The 16,230-nt window shown below is 63.4% G+C and carries 17 protein-coding genes; 4 read left to right on the plus strand and 13 right to left on the minus strand.

Annotation, left to right across the window (positions count from 1 at the left end):
• The 6 genes from J2Y83_RS10135 to J2Y83_RS10160 are packed head-to-tail and all read right to left on the minus strand — an operon-like array spanning position 1 to position 5,845.
• On the minus strand, positions 1-1,368 hold the full coding sequence (locus tag J2Y83_RS10135) for an NAD(P)-binding domain-containing protein (protein ID WP_253394895.1): 1,368 nt from the start codon (positions 1,366-1,368) through the stop codon (positions 1-3).
• Positions 1,369-1,389: 21 nt separating this feature from the next.
• Positions 1,390-2,256 (minus strand): formyltetrahydrofolate deformylase, encoded by an 867-nt coding sequence (purU, locus tag J2Y83_RS10140; RefSeq protein ID WP_253394897.1) that lies wholly within the window; start codon positions 2,254-2,256, stop codon positions 1,390-1,392.
• A 30-nt stretch (positions 2,257-2,286) separates the two neighbouring features.
• Positions 2,287-3,417, minus strand: coding sequence for an aminomethyltransferase family protein (locus J2Y83_RS10145; protein WP_253394899.1), 1,131 nt, complete (start codon positions 3,415-3,417; stop codon positions 2,287-2,289).
• Positions 3,418-3,444: 27 nt separating this feature from the next.
• Positions 3,445-4,461 carry a heme-dependent oxidative N-demethylase family protein gene (locus J2Y83_RS10150; protein ID WP_253394901.1) on the minus strand — a complete coding sequence of 339 codons (1,017 nt, stop codon included), beginning with the start codon at positions 4,459-4,461 and terminating at the stop codon, positions 3,445-3,447.
• An 11-nt stretch (positions 4,462-4,472) separates the two neighbouring features.
• Complete coding sequence (locus tag J2Y83_RS10155; protein ID WP_253394903.1) at positions 4,473-5,402, minus strand: PDR/VanB family oxidoreductase; 930 nt, start codon at positions 5,400-5,402, stop codon at positions 4,473-4,475.
• Positions 5,399-5,845, minus strand: a complete 447-nt coding sequence (locus tag J2Y83_RS10160) for a dimethylamine monooxygenase subunit DmmA family protein (protein WP_253394905.1) — start codon at positions 5,843-5,845, stop codon at positions 5,399-5,401. The genes J2Y83_RS10155 and J2Y83_RS10160 overlap by 4 nt, the downstream gene beginning before the upstream one ends.
• Before the next feature lie 248 nt (positions 5,846-6,093).
• Here J2Y83_RS10160 and J2Y83_RS10165 point away from each other — a divergent pair, with 248 nt between their 5' ends.
• The 3 genes from J2Y83_RS10165 to J2Y83_RS10175 are packed head-to-tail and all read left to right on the plus strand — an operon-like array spanning position 6,094 to position 8,512.
• Positions 6,094-7,140 (plus strand): sensor histidine kinase, encoded by a 1,047-nt coding sequence (locus tag J2Y83_RS10165; protein WP_253394907.1) that lies wholly within the window; start codon positions 6,094-6,096, stop codon positions 7,138-7,140.
• Positions 7,109-7,768: a response regulator gene (locus J2Y83_RS10170; RefSeq protein ID WP_253394909.1), complete on the plus strand. Its 660-nt coding sequence runs from the start codon at positions 7,109-7,111 to the stop codon at positions 7,766-7,768. The genes J2Y83_RS10165 and J2Y83_RS10170 overlap by 32 nt, the downstream gene beginning before the upstream one ends.
• Positions 7,769-8,512 carry a PAS domain-containing protein gene (locus J2Y83_RS10175; protein ID WP_253394911.1) on the plus strand — a complete coding sequence of 248 codons (744 nt, stop codon included), beginning with the start codon at positions 7,769-7,771 and terminating at the stop codon, positions 8,510-8,512.
• Positions 8,513-8,617: 105 nt separating this feature from the next.
• Here the strand turns inward: J2Y83_RS10175 and J2Y83_RS10180 are convergent, their stop codons facing one another.
• The 5 genes from J2Y83_RS10180 to ribBA form a co-directional block, all read right to left on the minus strand.
• A complete protein-coding gene (locus J2Y83_RS10180; RefSeq protein WP_253394913.1) occupies positions 8,618-9,772 on the minus strand; it encodes an ABC transporter ATP-binding protein in 1,155 nt (384 codons plus the stop codon).
• A 17-nt stretch (positions 9,773-9,789) separates the two neighbouring features.
• Positions 9,790-10,599: an ABC transporter permease gene (locus J2Y83_RS10185; RefSeq protein ID WP_247406707.1), complete on the minus strand. Its 810-nt coding sequence runs from the start codon at positions 10,597-10,599 to the stop codon at positions 9,790-9,792.
• 6 nt (positions 10,600-10,605) lie between these two features.
• Complete coding sequence (locus J2Y83_RS10190; RefSeq protein WP_253400367.1) at positions 10,606-11,523, minus strand: ABC transporter permease; 918 nt, start codon at positions 11,521-11,523, stop codon at positions 10,606-10,608.
• The gene (locus J2Y83_RS10195; RefSeq protein WP_247408482.1) at positions 11,520-12,545 is read right to left on the minus strand and encodes an ABC transporter substrate-binding protein; all 1,026 of its coding nucleotides are present in this window, start codon (positions 12,543-12,545) and stop codon (positions 11,520-11,522) included. Before J2Y83_RS10195 ends, J2Y83_RS10190 begins: the two co-directional genes overlap by 4 nt.
• A gap of 226 nt (positions 12,546-12,771) precedes the next feature.
• Entirely contained in the window at positions 12,772-13,881 is a 1,110-nt protein-coding gene (gene ribBA / locus J2Y83_RS10200; protein WP_253394915.1) for a bifunctional 3,4-dihydroxy-2-butanone-4-phosphate synthase/GTP cyclohydrolase II, read from the minus strand.
• A 68-nt stretch (positions 13,882-13,949) separates the two neighbouring features.
• On the opposite strand from ribBA, the gene J2Y83_RS10205 reads away from it, so the two are divergent.
• Positions 13,950-14,243 carry a DUF1330 domain-containing protein gene (locus J2Y83_RS10205; RefSeq protein ID WP_046383894.1) on the plus strand — a complete coding sequence of 98 codons (294 nt, stop codon included), beginning with the start codon at positions 13,950-13,952 and terminating at the stop codon, positions 14,241-14,243.
• A gap of 652 nt (positions 14,244-14,895) precedes the next feature.
• On the opposite strand, the gene J2Y83_RS10210 is transcribed toward J2Y83_RS10205, so the two are convergent.
• Together J2Y83_RS10210 and J2Y83_RS10215 are read right to left on the minus strand one after the other, a co-directional pair.
• Positions 14,896-15,459 (minus strand): NUDIX hydrolase, encoded by a 564-nt coding sequence (locus tag J2Y83_RS10210; RefSeq protein WP_253394917.1) that lies wholly within the window; start codon positions 15,457-15,459, stop codon positions 14,896-14,898.
• A 2-nt stretch (positions 15,460-15,461) separates the two neighbouring features.
• A complete protein-coding gene (locus J2Y83_RS10215; protein WP_247407890.1) occupies positions 15,462-16,214 on the minus strand; it encodes a GntR family transcriptional regulator in 753 nt (250 codons plus the stop codon).
• Positions 16,215-16,230 lie beyond the last annotated feature (16 nt).

Raw genomic sequence — 16,230 nt, forward strand, 5'->3', positions numbered from 1 at the left:
TCAGCCGACTGACTTGATGGGCGTTGCGGGCTCGCCCAGGTACGCCGCCATCGAGTCGTCCAGGGCCTGCAGCCACGGGGTGTGGTGCGGCGGCGACTGGGTGCCGGTCATCAGCGAGCGGTAGGACTTGTCGCGATAACCCATGATGTTTTCGGCCTTGTCGTGCTTCCAGTGCAGGAAGGTCTCGTTGACGGCGGCAATGTCGAAATTCGGGTAGTCGGTGGCGTCCACCAGGTGCTGGATGTAGGCGCCCTGGAACTCGAACATCTGCTGGTTGGTTTCCAGGGTCAATTCCCGTGCCTGCCATTGCTGGCTGTCGGCGATCATCGCGGCCTGGCTGGGCAATGGGATACGCCCCAGGATCACATCGCGGGCATACCAGGCCTGGGCGTCGAACATGTTGAACGAGTACCACTGGTCTTGCATGCCGAGGTAGATCAGCCGCGGGTTGGGTTCCCAGAACACGCCTTTGTAGAGGTTCATCGGCCACAGGCGGTTGTCGGTCCTGAGGCTCAGCTCATCCGGCAGGAACGGGAAGTGGTGCTTGTAGCCGGTGCACAGGATCACCGCGTCGACGTGTTTGCTGCTGCCATCGGCAAAGAATGCGCGGTTGTTTTCCAGGCGCTGCAGCAGCGGTTTTTCCTCCCAGTTGTCCGGCCAGGCATAGCCCATGGGCGTGGTGCGGTAGCAACTGGTGATGCTGCGCGCACCGTATTTGTAGCATTGCGAGCCGATGTCCTCGGCCGAATAGCTGCTGCCGACGATCAGCAGGTCCTTGTCCTTGAATTCCAGCGCCTCGCGAAAGTCATGGGCATGCAGGATGCGCCCGGCGAACTGCTCGAAGCCTTCGAAGTACGGCACCTTGGGCGTGGAGAAGTGGCCGCAGGCGTTGATCACGTAGTCGAATTCTTCACAGGTCAAGGTGTCGTGGGTGTAGTCGTGGGCGTACAGGGTGAAGCGCTGGGTCTGTTCGTCGAAGGTGACCTGGCGCACCACATTGTTGAAGCGGATGTAGTCGCGCACGCCGGCCTTTTCCACCCGGCCCTTGATGTAGTCCCACAGCACCTCGCGGGGCGGATAGGAGGCGATGGGCCGGCCGAAATGTTCTTCAAAGGTGTAGTCGGCGAACTCCAGGCATTCCTTGGGGCCGTTGGACCACAGGTAGCGGTACATGCTGCCGTGTACCGGCTCGCCGTTTTCGTCCAGGCCGGTGCGCCAGGTGTAGTTCCACATGCCGCCCCAGTCCTGCTGCTTCTCGAAGCACACCAGTTCGGGAATAGCGGCGCCTTTGTCGCGGGCCGACTGGAAGGCGCGAAGTTGTGCCAGGCCGCATGGGCCGGCGCCGATGATTGCTACACGTAGCGTCATGAACGTGTCTCCTGAAGGGTTTCAGCGAAAGATCACTGTCTTGTCGTGGTTGATGAACACCCGGTGTTCCAGGTGGTATTTCAGGGCTTTGGAAAGGGCGACGGTTTCGGTGTCGCGGCCGATGGCGACCAGGGAATCGGGCAAGTGGGTATGGTCGACGCGCTGGATTTCCTGCTCGATGATCGGCCCCTCGTCGAGGTCGCTGGTGACGTAGTGGGCGGTGGCGCCGATCAGCTTCACCCCCCGGTCATAGGCCTGGTGATACGGCTTGGCACCCTTGAAACCGGGCAGGAACGAGTGGTGAATGTTGATCGCGCGCCCCGAGAGTTGCTGGCACAGGCCGTCGGACAGGATCTGCATGTAGCGCGCGAGCACCACCAGGTCGGTCTGGGTGTCTTCGACGATGCGCATCAGTTCGGCTTCCTGGCTGGCCTTGGTGTCCTTGGTGATGGGCAGGTAGATGAAGCGGATGCCTTCACGCTCGGCCATTGCCCGCAGGTCCAGGTGGTTGGAGACCACGGCGGTGATGGTCATGTCCATTTCGCCTTTGCGGTGACGGTAGAGCAGGTCGGTGAGGCAATGGTCGAACTTGCTGACCATCAGCAGCACGCGGGTCGGCTGGCGTGAGCTGAACAACTGCCACTGCATGTCGAAGCCGCCGGCGAGTCCGCCCAGGTCTTCGCGCAGGGCGCCGACATCACCGCTGACGCCCTTGTTGAAGCGGAACACCGCGCGCATGAAAAACTGCCCGGTGAACTCGTCATCGAATTGCGCCAACTCGCTGATGTAGCACTGCTGCCGGGCCAGGCAGGCGCTGATCGCGGCGACGATCCCGGACGCTGCCGGGCAGGTGATCTTGAGAATGTAATGTTCGCTTGAGGCGTCCATCGAAGGCTCCTGAATAAGATGAAGGAAGACTCAGCCCTTGGCCGTGCGCTTGGTTTTTTCCGGGTCGTCGAAAGGCAAGGCGTGAGTGGTGGCGGCGCCTTCGAGGCTGCCGCGCACCTGCAATGCGATGCCGGGTGTGGAGCAGGCGACGCTCATGCGCGCGAGGGCCATCGAGCGTTTGCTCAGGCGCGAATACATGCCGCAGGTGATCACGCCGACTTGCTGGTTGCCTTGCCACAAGGTGTCGCCAGCCTCGGCCGGGCGCACGCCGTCGAGCAGCACGCCGGTGATCCTGAAGCGCTCCTGGCCGCGCAGGCGCAGGTGTTCCTCGGCGCCACGGAACGCTTGTTTGCCGGGCGAAACCGTGAAGTCCAGGCCCATTTCCCACAGGGTGTCGCCGGCCTTCTGGTCGGCGAAGGGGTACATCTGCGAGTTGTCGTAGGGGAAAAACATCAGCGAGCTTTCCACCCGCAGCCAGTCCAGGGCGGTGAAGGCGCAGGGAATGATTCCCAGGCTCGCGCCCTGTTCGAGGATGCTGTCCCACAGAAACGGGGCGTCAGCGGCCTTGCAGAAAATCTCGTAGCCGCGCTCGCCGGTGTAGCCGGTGCGGGAGATCATCACCGGGCGCTCGAACAGGCGCGTTTGCAGGTGATGGAAGTACGGCAACTGGCGGATGCCAGGCACGTGCTCGGCGAGAAAATCCACCGCCAGCGGGCCTTGCAGCGACAGGTCGTGCAGGTCGTCGTCGAACAGCACCGCCACTTGCCGGCCCTGGGCCGAGCGCACGAGCATTTCATGCCCGGTGCCGGCGCCATGCACGACCATGAACGCATTGGGCCCGGTGCGATAGACAATGCAGTCATCGACGAATTTGCCGTCCTCGTCGAGCATCGATGCATACACCGATTTGCCGGGATAGAGCTTGGCGATGTCGCGGGTGGTGGCCCACTGCAACAGGCTTTCGGCGTGCGGGCCTACGTAGTGGACTTTTTTCAGGCCCGATACGTCCATCAGGCCGGCGCGGGTGCGGATCGCTTCGTGGTGGTCGGCCAGCGCGCTGTTGTAGGTCCAGGCAGTGCCCATGCCGTTCCAGTCTTCGAGGTTCGAGCCGAGGGCGCGGTGCCGCTCGGCCAATGCAGAAATACGCCAGGAGTGGGTCATGTGATGTTCCTCGTCGGGAAAAGAAGGTCAGGCGAGTGGATCGAACTGGCTCAGCCACTCGACCAGTGGCTGTCGATAGCGGGTCATGCCCTTGTAGTCGGCGATGGCATCGGGCAGGTCGCGCAGCACGCGGTGCAGGCGGCAGCCCCAGCCGGGTTGGGTGGCCAGTTCGTCCAGGCTGATCAGGTAGGTACGAATGCTGAACATCACCGCGTTGCTGCGCGGCAGGCGCGCCATCACTTGCAGTTCGACCCGCAGGTGTACCTGTTGCCCGACGTTCTGCGCGGTGATCCGGCCGCGGTCGGCGCCCCATTGATGGAAGGTTTCCGGGGATGAATCCAGGCGCGGGTTGATGGTCAGGGTCCAGTTCAGGCGCCGGACCGGCTGGCCGGCCTGCAGGTTGAGCAGGTACTTCAGCGCACGGTCGAACACGCCCATCTGGTTGGCCATGGGCACCGGTGCATGCCACTGCTTGAAGCTCATGCCGGCATCGAACGCCAGCGACCAGTCGGCCGGGCTGGTGACCAGGCCGGCGTCCATGTACAGGTCGCCGTCGCGCTGGTCGAGCAGGGCGAAATCCCCTTGCACCTGGCGGCCGATGTATTCCAGCGGTGCGCAGGGCAGGCTGGCGGCATCGCCGAAGATGAAGCGCTGATCGATCTGCAGCAGGTGGTTGCGCCAGTGCCAGCGGTCGCCGTCACGCACCAGGCTGAACCACTGCGGGTAGTCGACGGCGAGGTTTTCCATGAGCATGTGCAGCGCATCCCAGGCCGCCGCTTGCATGTGCGGCATCACCAGGTAGCGGCGTGGGTCGTTGTCCAGGATCAGGGCGCGTTCGGCCATTTCCGAGCGGTAGTGCTCGTCGATGTCGAAGGCGTGCTCGTAGACGGAACCCGGGTCGCGGGAGGTGGCCGGTTCGATGTTCACCGAGTACCGGTAGCTGTCCTCGATAAACGGGAAGGGGAAGCGACGGATCGCCGCCGGGCTGTTGCGAAAGCTGAAATCGTCGCGATAGCTCAGCACAGGGCTCGATTGCAGGGGCATGGCACTCACTCCTATAGGTCCAGCGAAACGCAGGGGCCGCTGCCGCGTGAGACGCAGGGCATCAGAAATTCGGCCTGCTCGGCCGGGCTGAGGAAACTGTCGCGGTGTTCGATGGCGCCGCCTTGATGGCGCGTGATGCATTGGCCGCAGACCCCGCCACGGCACAGGTTGGGCACCTGCAACCCCGCGTGTTCCAAGGCTTCGAGCAGGCTCTGCTCGGCCTCCACGCGCAGGGTGCGGCCACTGCGCAGCAGTTGCAGGTCGAACGGCTGGCCCGGTTGCGCGCCTTTGAATGCCTCGGCGTGCAGCCGATTGCGCGGCCAACCGAGGCGATCGGCGTGTTGCTCGACCGCCTCGATCAAGGATTGCGGGCCACAGGTGTAGACGTGGCTGCCCAGCGCCCGGTTGGCGAGGATGCGGCTCAGGTCCGGGCGGCGGTCGTAGGCGTGCAGGCGCGGGCCGAGGCGCTGTTGCAACTCCTCAAGGTAGGCATCGCTCAAGCCTGGCCGGAACAGGTAGTGCAGTTCGAAATCGGCCTGCTGCTGTTCCATCGCGGCGATATAGGCCATGAACGGCGTGATGCCTATGCCGGCGGCGATCAGGATGTGCAGGCGTGCGGTGCCATGGGGCGCGAACAGATTGGCTGGCGGAGAAATTTGCAGGGTGTCGCCGACTTGCACCTGGCGATGCAAGTACTGCGAACCGCCGCGAGAAGCGTCCTGCAGGCGCACGGCGATGCGGTAGTGCCGGGTGTGCGCCGGGTCGCTGGTCAGCGAGTAGGCGTTGCGCACGGTGCCCTCGGCCAGCGGCAGATGCACCTGTACGTGGCTGCCGGGCGAGAAAGCGGGCAGGGCGCCGTCGCAGGCGGTCAGGGTGAGCTCGCGCACCACGGGCGTGAGCATTCTGGCCGCGCTGACCTGGACCTTGAGGGCGGCGCTCACGGCTGGAACCCCGCATAGGGCTGGTCGGGGTTGCTGCATACGCCGAGGTAAGCCCCCAGGCGCCGGGAAAAATGTGTGCGCACTTCCAGCCCGACGTTGCAGCCGATGCAGTTCAACACCGGCGCTGGGCCTGCGCTCTGGGTCAGCCCGCAATGGGCGCAATACACCTGGCGCAGGCCCGGCGTCGTGCAGGTCATGCCGATCTCGGCGTCTTCCAGGCCAGCGGCGCGGGCCTCAGCGTGAATGCGCCAGACAAAGGCTTCATCGCCTAGCAGGTGGAGTCGACAGCCCACGGTGGCGCTGGCCAATGCCTGTTGCAAGCGCCGGGCAAAGTCGGGTTGTTCGCCGCTCAGCAGCAACGGGTTGTCCAGTTCGGTGACCCCCTGCGTGAAGGCGGTTGCCGATTGCATCACCACGATGGTGCGGTTGTGGGTGTGCGTCATGCGGGCTCTCCAAGGTGCGTTTTGTTTCCTGTTGGGAGAGATACTTTCCTATGAGGAAAATCTTCTCAATCTGGAAAAAGGGCTATGCCTTTGGAGATAAGCCTTGCCGCACCACCGTTCGGGGCATGGAAGTTGCTGGTCTTGCATTAACGCTCAGCAACCGGACGGGGAGTTATCGAAGAGTGCGAACACGACCGAAGGGCTGGCCGCTCTGGTTGGGGCCTGTGCGCCCCGAACAGGCGCGTAGCGTGCGCAGGCTGTTGGCCGGGTTGCCCCTGCACGCGGACGGTGCCTTGTCGGGTTTTCTGGACCGTTTCGACGCACTGCTGCCCGCCGCCAGGCTCAATTTGATCCTCGGCGGCGAAGACCTCAGCCCGACGCGGCGTGGCTTGATCGAGGGCTGCCAGGGCGTGGCGCACTGCCCCTGGCGCGACGCGAGTGCGATGGACACGCCCCAGGCGTGCGGTCCTTGCCGGCAACGGGGTGTGCACCGATTGGTGTGCGCCTTGCCCGAGGGTGAAAAGGGCGCATTACTGCTCGATACCCCCAGACGGGCCGGTGCCAGTTGGCGTCAGTTGCTGGAGGAAGCGGCGCACGCCGTGGCGGTCACCGTGCGTCTGCGCAGCGACAACCGTGAGCAGCAGCGCAGACAAGCGACGTCGCGCCACGGCGCGCTGGCCCGTGAGTTGCACGATTCGGTGGCGCAGCAGTTGGGTTACCTGGCATTCCAGGCCCACGGCTTGCAGTCACAGCTGGGCGCGCCTGCCCTGCAGGACCTGTGCGCCGGCCTGAGCCAGTTGCAGCGCCAGGTGCGCGAGCTGATCACCAGCGCGCGCCTGACCATGGACGGACGCTCGCTGCGCCAGGCCCTGGCCGACTCGGTCGCGGAGTTTTCGCGGCGCTGCATCATCGTGTTCGAGTTGGACAACCGCCTGGCCGACGATGCCCTGAGTCCGGAAACCGAGTTGCAGATCCTGCAGATCGTGCGCGAGGCCCTGGCCAATGCGGTGCGCCATTCCCACGCGCGGCATGTGCGTATTGAACTGCGCCAGACCCAGGACGGCGATGCCTCGGTGTCGGTGGAGGACGATGGCATCGGCTTGAGCCCGGCGTGCGATGAGCACAACCATTTCGGCCTGGCAATTATCCGCGAGCGCGCCGCCAGCATCGGCGCGCGGCTGAGCATTGAAGCGATCCGCCCGCACGGCGTGCGCGTGCACCTTGGCCTGCGCCGCCACCACGACCTGCCACAAGGGAGTCTCGATGGACTGCACGACCTTATTACTGATCGATGATCACCCGCTGTTTCGCAAAGGCCTGGCGCAACTGTTCGATGCCAGCGACGACTTCGAAGTGGTGGGGCAGGCGGCCAGTGGCCGAGAAGGCATCAACCTGGCCGTGAGCCTGACGCCGCAGCAGGTCTTGCTGGATCTGCACATGCCTGGCCTGAGCGGCCTGCAGGTGCTGGACGAACTGCGCCAATTGCGCCTGGACTGCCAGGTGGTGGTGCTCACGGCGTCGATGGACCGCGCCGAATTGCTCAGCGCCTTGCGCCTGGGCGCCAGCGGTTACGTGCTCAAGGAAACCGAGCCCGAGGCATTGCTGGCGTATATGCGCAACTGTCACAAGGGCGCGATCATGCTCGACTCAACCCTGATCGCCTTGCTCGCCGACCCGGCCGAGCCCAGGCCACACGGCGAGACGCCGGGCGGTGAGCACCTCACCGAACGCGAAGGCCAGACCCTGGCGCTGATCGCCGCCGGCATGAGCAACAAACAGATCGGCAGGGAGCTGGGGATCAGCGACGGCACGGTGAAAATCTATGTGCGCAGCCTGTTGCAGAAACTCAACCTGCATTCGCGCCTGGAGCTGGCCGCCCGGGTGCACAGCGGCGCGTTGCTCAAACACGAGGAGCGTCATTAGATGAGGGAAAGCCCTGACGCTTGGGTGCAGACACCGCCCGCGCACCTGATGGATTGTTTTCCCGCCGCCTTGCTGCACCTGCGCGACAACGGCCAGATCGCCCACTTCAACCTGGCCTGGGCCGAGTTGATGGGCGCGCCGGGCGCGGAGCGCAACCTGGTCGACTACGTGCACCAGGAAGACCGCCCGCTGTGGCGCCAGGCTTTGCATGAGCTGCGTCGACGTCCCGAGACCTCGTTCAACCAACGCCTGCGCTTCGTGCATCCGTGCGGCGAGCTGCGCTGGTTCGAGATCAGCCTCAAGCGCGGCCCGCAGGGTTTCTACCTGGTGGCCGGGGATGTCACTGCGCACAAGCGCCGCGAAATCGCCTTGCTGGCCAGCCAGCGCAGCAGCATGAGCTTGCTCGATAGCATGCCTGGGCTGATCTATCGCGGCCGTAACAACCGCGATTGGACCATGGAGTTCGTCAGTGCCGGCTGCCTGCAATTGACCGGCTACCCCGCCGAGCGGCTGGTGGACAACCATGAGTTCACCTACAACAGCCTGATTCTGGCCCAGGACGCCGACTACGTATGGCGCGAGGTGCAATATGCGTTGTCACGCCATGAACCGTTCGAGCTCAATTACCAGATCCGCTGCGCCGACCAGTCGATCAAGCATGTGTGGGAGAAGGGCGTGGGGATCTATGCCGATACCTGCGAGGTGCTGGGCATCGAGGGGGCGATTTTCGAGCGTAGGACGTAGTTCAAAATGTGGGAGGGGGCTTGCCCCCGATTACGGTGGGTCAGCTACAGATAAACTGACTGTTCCACCGCCATCGGGGGCAAGCCCCCTCCCACAATGGGTGACTCAGTGGGCGCCGGCAGCCTTGTTCAGATCGCTTTCCGCCCACTCGGTGTACACACAGGCATCCGCGGTGGCCCAGCGCACGCGCACCGGGTCGCCGGCCTTGAGCGGCATGCCGGCAGCGGACAATGCCTTGACCGTCATCGAGGTGCCGCCCAGGGTTTTCACGCTGCAGGTCTGGCTTTCGCCGAGGAACAGCACTTCGCCAACGAGCGCCGACACCTCATTCCAACCGGCGGCCAGGGGCTGTTCGGCGGCCTGTTCGACGCTCAGCGCCAGGGCTTTTTCCGGGCGCACCATCAGCAGCACATCCTGCTCGCTGCGCAGGCCGCCGGTCAGGCGGATCGACACGGATTGGCCTTCGAATGACGCCGCCGCGTTGCCCTGGGCCTTGAGCTTGAGGAAGTTGGAGTTGCCCAGGAATGAGGCGACAAACGCGTTCGGCGGGTTCTGGTACAGGTCGAAACCGCTGCCCAGGCCGACGATCTTGCCATGGCTGAAAATCGCGATGCGTTGCGACAGGCGCATCGCTTCTTCCTGGTCGTGGGTCACATAGACGATGGTGATGCCCAGGCGCCGATGCAACTGGCGCAGCTCGTCCTGCAAGTCTTCACGCAGCTTCTTGTCGAGGGCGCCGAGCGGTTCGTCCATCAGCAGGATGCGCGGCTCGTACACCAGCGCCCGGGCGATGGCGACGCGCTGTTGCTGGCCGCCGGACAGTTGCGACGGGCGGCGATGGGCGAATTGTTCCAGTTGCACCAGCTTGAGCATGGCGTCGACACGCTTCTCGCGCTCGGCGCTGGCCAGTTTGCGGATCGCCAGGGGGAAGGCGATGTTGTCGCGTACCGACAGGTGCGGGAACAGCGAGTAGCGTTGGAACACCATGCCGATGTCGCGCTTGTGCGGCGGTACGTTGACCAGCGATTGACCACTCACCAGGATCTCGCCGCTGCTCGGCGTTTCAAAGCCGGCGAGCATCGACAGGGTGGTGCTTTTGCCCGAGCCGCTGGAGCCGAGGAAGGTGAGGAATTCGCCGTCCTTGATGTCCAGCGAAATGTTGTCCACGGCGCAAAATTCGCCGTAGTACTTGTTCAGGTTGCGCAGGCTGACCAGGGGTTGGCCCGGGTTCTGCGCGGCATCTTGGATCACTGCACTCATGTTCTGCTCCTGGGCGCTCAAGCGCGGGTTTCTGTGCGCCGGCGGACGGCGGCGGCGATGACCATGACCAGCACCGAGAGGCCGATCAGCAGCGTCGAGGCGACGGCGATCACCGGTGTCAGGTCCTGACGCAGGGTGGTCCACATTTTCACGGGAAGGGTTTGCAGGGTCGGGCTGGCCATCATCACGCTGAGCACCACTTCGTCCCATGACACAAGAAAGGCGAACAGCGCACCGGCCACCATCCCCGGGCGAATCGCCGGGAAGGTCACCTTGAACACCGCCTGCAGGCGCGACGCACCGCAGATCACCGCCGCGTCTTCAATCGACTGATCGAACAGTTTCAGCGAGTTGATGATCGAGATGATGGTGAACGGCAACGCGACAATCACGTGGCTGACCACAAAGGCGAACATCGTGCCGGTGTAGCCGAGCTTGAGGAACAGCGCGTACACCGCCACGGCGATGATTACCAGTGGCACGATCATCGGCAGGGTGAACAGGCCGTAGAGCAGCTCGCGGCCGGGGAAGCGCCCGCGCACCAGGGCAAATGCGGTGGGCAGGCCCAGCGCTACGGCGAACACGGTGGTCAGCACGGCGACCTTGAGGCTGGCCAGCGCCGCGTTCATCCAGTCGGCGTTGGAGAAGAACTGGCCGTACCATTTCAGCGTCCAGCCCGGTGGCGGGAACACCAGCCATTGCGACGAGCCGAACGACAGCAGCACGATAAACACGATCGGCAGCAGCAGGAACAGCCCAATCAAACCGGTGGTGGTGTAGAGGCCCAGGCGCATCCTGCGGCTCATGGCATTCGGAGTCAGCAGCATGACGGCTTACCTCGCATTGCTCGCGCCAACCGGGGATTCCGGCTGAAGCTTCAGGTAGAAGTAGAACAGCACCAGCGTGATGAAGATCAGCAACGCGGCACCGGCACTGGCCAGGCCCCAATTGAGGAACGATTGCACCTGCTGGATGATGAACTCGGGCAGCATCATGTTCTGCGCACCGCCGAGCAGCGCCGGGGTAACGTAGTAACCGAGGGACATCACGAACACCATCAACCCGCCAGAAAACAACCCCGGCCGGCACAGCGGCAGGAACACCCGGAAGAAGTTGGTCCACGGGCTCGCGCCGCAGATGGAGCCGGCCTGCAGGATCATCGGGTCGATGGCTTGCATGGTCGCCTGCAACGGCAGCACGATGAACGGGATCATGATGTAGCTCATGCCGATCACCACGCCAGTGAGGTTATGCACCATCTCCAGGGGCACATCGATGATGCCCATGGCCATCAGCGCCTTGTTGATGACCCCGGAGGCTTGCAGCAATACCAGCCAGGAATAGGTGCGGGCCAGCAGGCTGGTCCACATCGACAGCAACACGATATTCAAGATCCAGCGGCCCCAGCCGCGTGGCACCAGGGTAATCGCCCAGGCCAGCGGGAAGCCCAGCAACAGGCTGAACAGGGTCACCAGGCCCGCCACCGAAAAGGTGTTGAGCATTACCCGGGCGTAGGCCGAGTTGGCGAACAGCTGTTCATAGTTGCCCAGGCCCGGCACCGGTTCCAGTACACCGCGCAGCAACAGCCCGATCAGCGGTGCGAGGAAGAACAGGCCGAGGAACAGCAGGGCCGGGATCAGGTTGCCCGCGCCCCGCCAGCGCTGGGCCAGGGACGGCGCTACGGCGTTGCTGCAAACCGCGCCGGCAGCGCCGAGGGCGCTCCCGGTCGGTGTAGTTGCCGTCATTTTCATTTGACTAGCCATTCATTCCACCGTGTCGCAATGGCCGAACCGTTCTTGGCCCAGTAGGCGAAATCGAGGGTGATCTGGTCCTTGGCATACGCCGTCGGCAGGTTGGACGCCAGGACTGAATCCAGGCGCTGCACGCTGTCGATATTCACCGGTGCATAGGCGGTCAGGTTGGAGAAATCGGCCTGGCCCTTGGCGCTGCTGGCACTGGCCAGGAACTTCATCGCGGCGGCTTTGTTTTTGGTGCCCTTAGGCACGACGAGGATGTCGGCCATGACCAGGTTCTGCTTCCAGCTCACGCCCACGGGTGCGCCGTCTTCCTGCAGGGCGTGGATGCGACCGTTCCAGAACTGGCCCATGCTGACTTCGCCGGAGGCCAGCAGTTGCTGCGACTGCGCACCACCGCCCCACCAGACGATGTCTTTTTTGATGGTGTCGAGTTTCTTGAAGGCGCGGTCCAGGTCCAGGGGGTAGAGCTTGTCGGCCGGTACGCCGTCGGCCAGCAGGGCCAGTTCGAGCACGCCAGGGCTGGGCCATTTGTAGAGGGCGCGTTTGCCGGGGTAGGTCTTGGTGTCGAACAGCGCGGTCCAATCCTGGGGTTTGCCGGCGCCGAGTTTGCTTTCGTTGTAGCCCAGCACAAAGGAGAAGAAGAACGAGCCGACGCCATGGTCGGAGACGAAGCGTGGGTCGATCTTGTCGCGTTGGATTACCGAGAAGTCCAGGGGTTCGAGCAGGCCTTCGGCGGCGGCGCGCAAGGCGAAGTCGGCCTCGACATCCACCACGTCCCACTGCACGTTGCCGCTTTCGACCATGGCCTTGAGCTTGCCGTAGTCGGTCGGGCCGTCCTGTACAACGGTGATGCCGCTGGCCTTGCTGAAAGGGTCGGCCCACGCCTGTTTCTGCGCATCCTGGGTGCTACCGCCCCAGCTCACGAAATTCACGCTTTCGGCCGCCAGGGCCGCGTGAGTGGCCGTAGCCAATAAACCCGCGAACAGCACAGCGGTTGCACGTTTGTTCAACACCATTTTCACGCCCTCATTTGTTTTGTTATTGAGCGGGCTTGGTAATGCCCGCCTATCGGGAGCAGTAGGTCCATCGGAGCCTCTAATCGAGGCCCAAAAGGCGACCGTGCCAAGGGCTGTTATTGGTGCTGTCCCTGGCGGGCGCACTTGGCGAAAGCGTTCGGTCTATGGAATATCATATTATGGTATTCCAAACTTTGTGCAAGCATTTTGCCTTACCGGTTATCCGTCATTCGGTGAAGGGAATGCTCTCGACCACCTCCAGGTCGTAGCCGGTCAGCCCGGCGTATTTCAGGGGCGGGCCGAGGTGACGCAACTTGCCGACGCCCAGATCCTGCAATATCTGCGCCCCGGTGCCGACTTCCGAATAAATCCGCGACTGCGAACGGTTGAACTGGCGCGGTGCCTGGGTCAGTTGCGGTACGCGCTCCAGCAGCGCCTGGGACGATTCATGATTGGCCAGCACCACCACCACGCCACGGCCTTCGGCCGCGACGCGTTGCAGGGCGGCCCACAGCGTCCAGTTGGACGGACCGCTGTACTCGGCGCCGACCAGATCGCGCAGCGGGTCGATCACATGCACGCGCACCAGCGTAGGTTCATCGCGGCGCAATGGGCCCATCACCATGGCCATGTGTACGCCACCGTCGATGCGGTCTTCAAAGGTAATCAGGCGGAACGTGCCATGCACCGTGGGCAGGTCGCGTTCGCCAATGCGCACCACGGTGCGTTCGGTACTGAGGCGGTAGTGAATCAGGTCGGCGATAGTGCCCATCTTGATCCCATGCTTGCGCGCGAAGATTTCCAGGTCAGGCCGGCGGGCCATGGTGCCGTCGTCGTTCATCACTTCGACGATCACCGAGGCCGGTGCATGCCCGGCCAGGCGGGCCAGGTCACAGCCGGCTTCGGTGTGGCCGGCGCGGGTCAGCACGCCGCCATCTTTGGCGCGTAACGGAAAGATATGCCCCGGCTGCACGATATCGGCAGGCCCCGCGTTGACGTCCACGGCCGCCGCCACCGTGCGTGCGCGGTCGGCGGCAGAGATACCGGTGGTCACGCCGCTGGCCGCTTCGATGGACACGGTAAACGCGGTGCTGAACGCGCTGCCATTGCTCGGCACCATCTGCTCCAGGCCCAGGCGCTGGCAGTGTTCGTCGGTGAGGGTCAGGCAGATCAGGCCACGGGCTTCGCGGGCCATGAAACTGATAGTCTCGGCGGTGCAGCACGCTGCAGGCAGCAGCAGGTCGCCTTCGTTTTCCCGATCTTCGTCGTCCACCAGGAGCACCATCTTGCCTTGGCGGTAGTCTTCGATGATGTCTGCGATGCTGTTGAAGGACATGTTGGGTGCTCGACTTGTTGGTTGTGTGTATTATGGTATACCACAAAATCAGGCGAGAGGATGTCACGATGAAGGCCTATTGGATTGCCCATGTAGATGTGTCCGATGCAGAGCAGTACACGCAATACACCCAACGCGCGCCGGCGGCGTTTGCGCAGTTTGGCGGGCGGTTTCTGGCCCGGGGCGGGCGCAGCGAAGCGATGGAAGGCGGGCCGGCGCGGCAGCGTAATGTGGTGATTGAGTTCGATAGCTATGAGCAGGCGGTGGCGTGTTACGAATCCGCCGAATATCAGGCGGCGAAGGCGCACCGTGAGGGGGTGGGGCAGGCGCAGATCATCATCGTGGAAGGGCTGGCGCCTTAGTTTTTTTCAGGTGTAAATCGATTCAAATGTGGGAGGGAGCTTGCTCCCGATGGCAGTGGTTCAGTCACCTCATTCAGTGGCTGACACACCGCCATCGGGGGCAAGCCCCCTCCCACATTGGGTTCGGTGGTGTGGAATAGGCTGCGTTACAGCGCCCTGATTTCGAGGATGAGCAGGGCTGATTCACGCGCTTCAAACTGTGGGAGGGGGCTTGCCCCGATAGCGGTGTGTCAGCCAACGGCGATGTTGAATATGCCACTGCCATCGGGGGCAAGCCCCCTCCCACATTGGGTTCGGTGGTGTGGAATAGGCTGCGTTACAGCGCCCTGGTTTCGAGGATGAGCAGGGCTGATTCACGCGCTTCAAACTGTGGGAGGGGGCTTGCCCCGATAGCGGTGTGTCAGCCAACGGCGATGTTGAATATGCCACTGCCATCGGGGGCAAGCCCCCTCCCACATTGGGTTCGGTGGTGTGGAGTAGGCTGCGTTGCAGCGCCCTGGTTTCGACGATGAGCAGGGCTGATTCACGCGCTTCAAACTGTGGGAGGGGGCTTGCCCCCGATAGCGGTGTGTCAGCCAACGGCGATGTTGAATATGCCACTGCCATCGAGGGCAAGCCCCCTCCCACATTTGAACCGAGTTCAGCCTGAAGATCAGCGGATGAAATGGATCTTGCCGCTGTCGTCATTGCCGATGTAGATGCCATACACCCCGGCCTGGCGTTCCTCGATGTAGCGTTCGAGGATCTGCCGGATCGCCGGGTAGTAGATGCTGTCCCAGGGAATGTCCTCGGGCGCGAAGAAATGATAGTCGAGGGTTTCCGGCCCGAACTGGCCGGTGATCTCCAGCGCAATGGCGCGGAAGATGATGTACACCTCGCTGATCTTCGGCACGCTGAAGATCGAGTAGGGCGAGAGGATCTCCGCGCGCACGCCGCTTTCTTCCCAGACTTCGCGCAACGCCGCTTGTTCAGTGGTCTCGCCACCTTCCATGAACCCCGCCGGCAGTGTCCAGGTGCCGGGGCGCGGTGGGATCGCGCGTTGGCACAGCAGGTACTTGCCGTCCTGCTCGATGATGCAGCCGGCGATGATCTTGGGATTGATGTAGTGGATATAGCCGCAACCGCGGCACATCAGGCGCTCATGCGTATCGCCCGGTGGCAGCTGGTGACCGAGGTCACTGCCGCCGCATTTGGGGCAAAAGCTTGGCCTGAACACGGTCAGTGACCTATGCGCGGTTCTTTGAGGGCGATGGGCAGGGTGATCTCGGGGATCTTGCCGGTCTCTTCCTGTTTGCGCTTGAGGTAATCCAGGGCCACGGCTGCTGCCGCGCGCACGTGGTCGACGCAGGCCTGGTGGGCGGCGAGCGGGTCGCCGCTCTTGATCGCCTGGACCATGCGTTCCATTTCCTGATTGCTGGTGCCGCGACGGTTTTCCTGGGACACCGACGTGGCGCGCAGGTAGCTGATACGCGCCTGCAACTGACGCAACTGGGTGGCGGCCACGTGGTTACCGGAGCCTTCAAGCAACACGTCGTAGAACCCCTGTACCGAATCGATGACCTGTTGCAGTTCGCCGTCCTTGAGGGCCTTGCGGTTTTCCTCCAGGGCTTTTTCCAGGGCCTTGATGTCCTTGGCCTTGGCGCGCAGGGTGAACAACTGCACGATCAAGCCTTCAAGCACGCAGCGCAGTTCATAGATGTCGACGGCGTCGGCCAGGGTAATGATCGCCACCTGAGGGCCCTTGGCATCGGCGAATTCCACCAGGCCTTCGGACTCCAGGTGACGCAAGGCTTCGCGCACCGAGGTGCGGCTGACGCCGAGGCGGTCGCACAGGTCGCGCTCCACCAGGCGGTCACCCGGCAGCAGCTGGAAGTTCATGATGGCGCTGCGCAGTTTCTCCAGCACGATTTCGCGCAGGGTGATCGGGTTGTGATTGACCTTGAAGCTGTCGTCGAGTGGCAGGCGTTTCATGGGGGCTGCTCTGAAT

The sequence above is a fragment of the Pseudomonas marginalis genome (genome assembly GCF_024169655.1).
Classification (GTDB): domain Bacteria; phylum Pseudomonadota; class Gammaproteobacteria; order Pseudomonadales; family Pseudomonadaceae; genus Aquipseudomonas; species Aquipseudomonas paraveronii.

Bases quoted from the DNA above. Each gene is read 5' to 3' on its own strand.
- J2Y83_RS10135 (WP_253394895.1), bottom strand. From the start codon at position 1,368: ATGACGCTACGTGTAGCAATCATCGGCGCCGGCCCATGCGGCCTGGCA.
- purU (WP_253394897.1), bottom strand. From the start codon at position 2,256: ATGGACGCCTCAAGCGAACATTACATTCTCAAGATCACCTGCCCGGCA.
- J2Y83_RS10145 (WP_253394899.1), bottom strand. From the start codon at position 3,417: ATGACCCACTCCTGGCGTATTTCTGCATTGGCCGAGCGGCACCGCGCC.
- J2Y83_RS10150 (WP_253394901.1), bottom strand. From the start codon at position 4,461: ATGCCCCTGCAATCGAGCCCTGTGCTGAGCTATCGCGACGATTTCAGC.
- J2Y83_RS10160 (WP_253394905.1), bottom strand. From the start codon at position 5,845: ATGACGCACACCCACAACCGCACCATCGTGGTGATGCAATCGGCAACC.
- J2Y83_RS10170 (WP_253394909.1), top strand. From the start codon at position 7,109: ATGGACTGCACGACCTTATTACTGATCGATGATCACCCGCTGTTTCGC.
- J2Y83_RS10175 (WP_253394911.1), top strand. From the start codon at position 7,769: ATGAGGGAAAGCCCTGACGCTTGGGTGCAGACACCGCCCGCGCACCTG.
- J2Y83_RS10180 (WP_253394913.1), bottom strand. From the start codon at position 9,772: ATGAGTGCAGTGATCCAAGATGCCGCGCAGAACCCGGGCCAACCCCTG.
- J2Y83_RS10185 (WP_247406707.1), bottom strand. From the start codon at position 10,599: ATGCTGCTGACTCCGAATGCCATGAGCCGCAGGATGCGCCTGGGCCTC.
- J2Y83_RS10190 (WP_253400367.1), bottom strand. From the start codon at position 11,523: ATGAAAATGACGGCAACTACACCGACCGGGAGCGCCCTCGGCGCTGCC.
- J2Y83_RS10195 (WP_247408482.1), bottom strand. From the start codon at position 12,545: ATGGTGTTGAACAAACGTGCAACCGCTGTGCTGTTCGCGGGTTTATTG.
- ribBA (WP_253394915.1), bottom strand. From the start codon at position 13,881: ATGTCCTTCAACAGCATCGCAGACATCATCGAAGACTACCGCCAAGGC.
- J2Y83_RS10205 (WP_046383894.1), top strand. From the start codon at position 13,950: ATGAAGGCCTATTGGATTGCCCATGTAGATGTGTCCGATGCAGAGCAG.
- J2Y83_RS10215 (WP_247407890.1), bottom strand. From the start codon at position 16,214: ATGAAACGCCTGCCACTCGACGACAGCTTCAAGGTCAATCACAACCCG.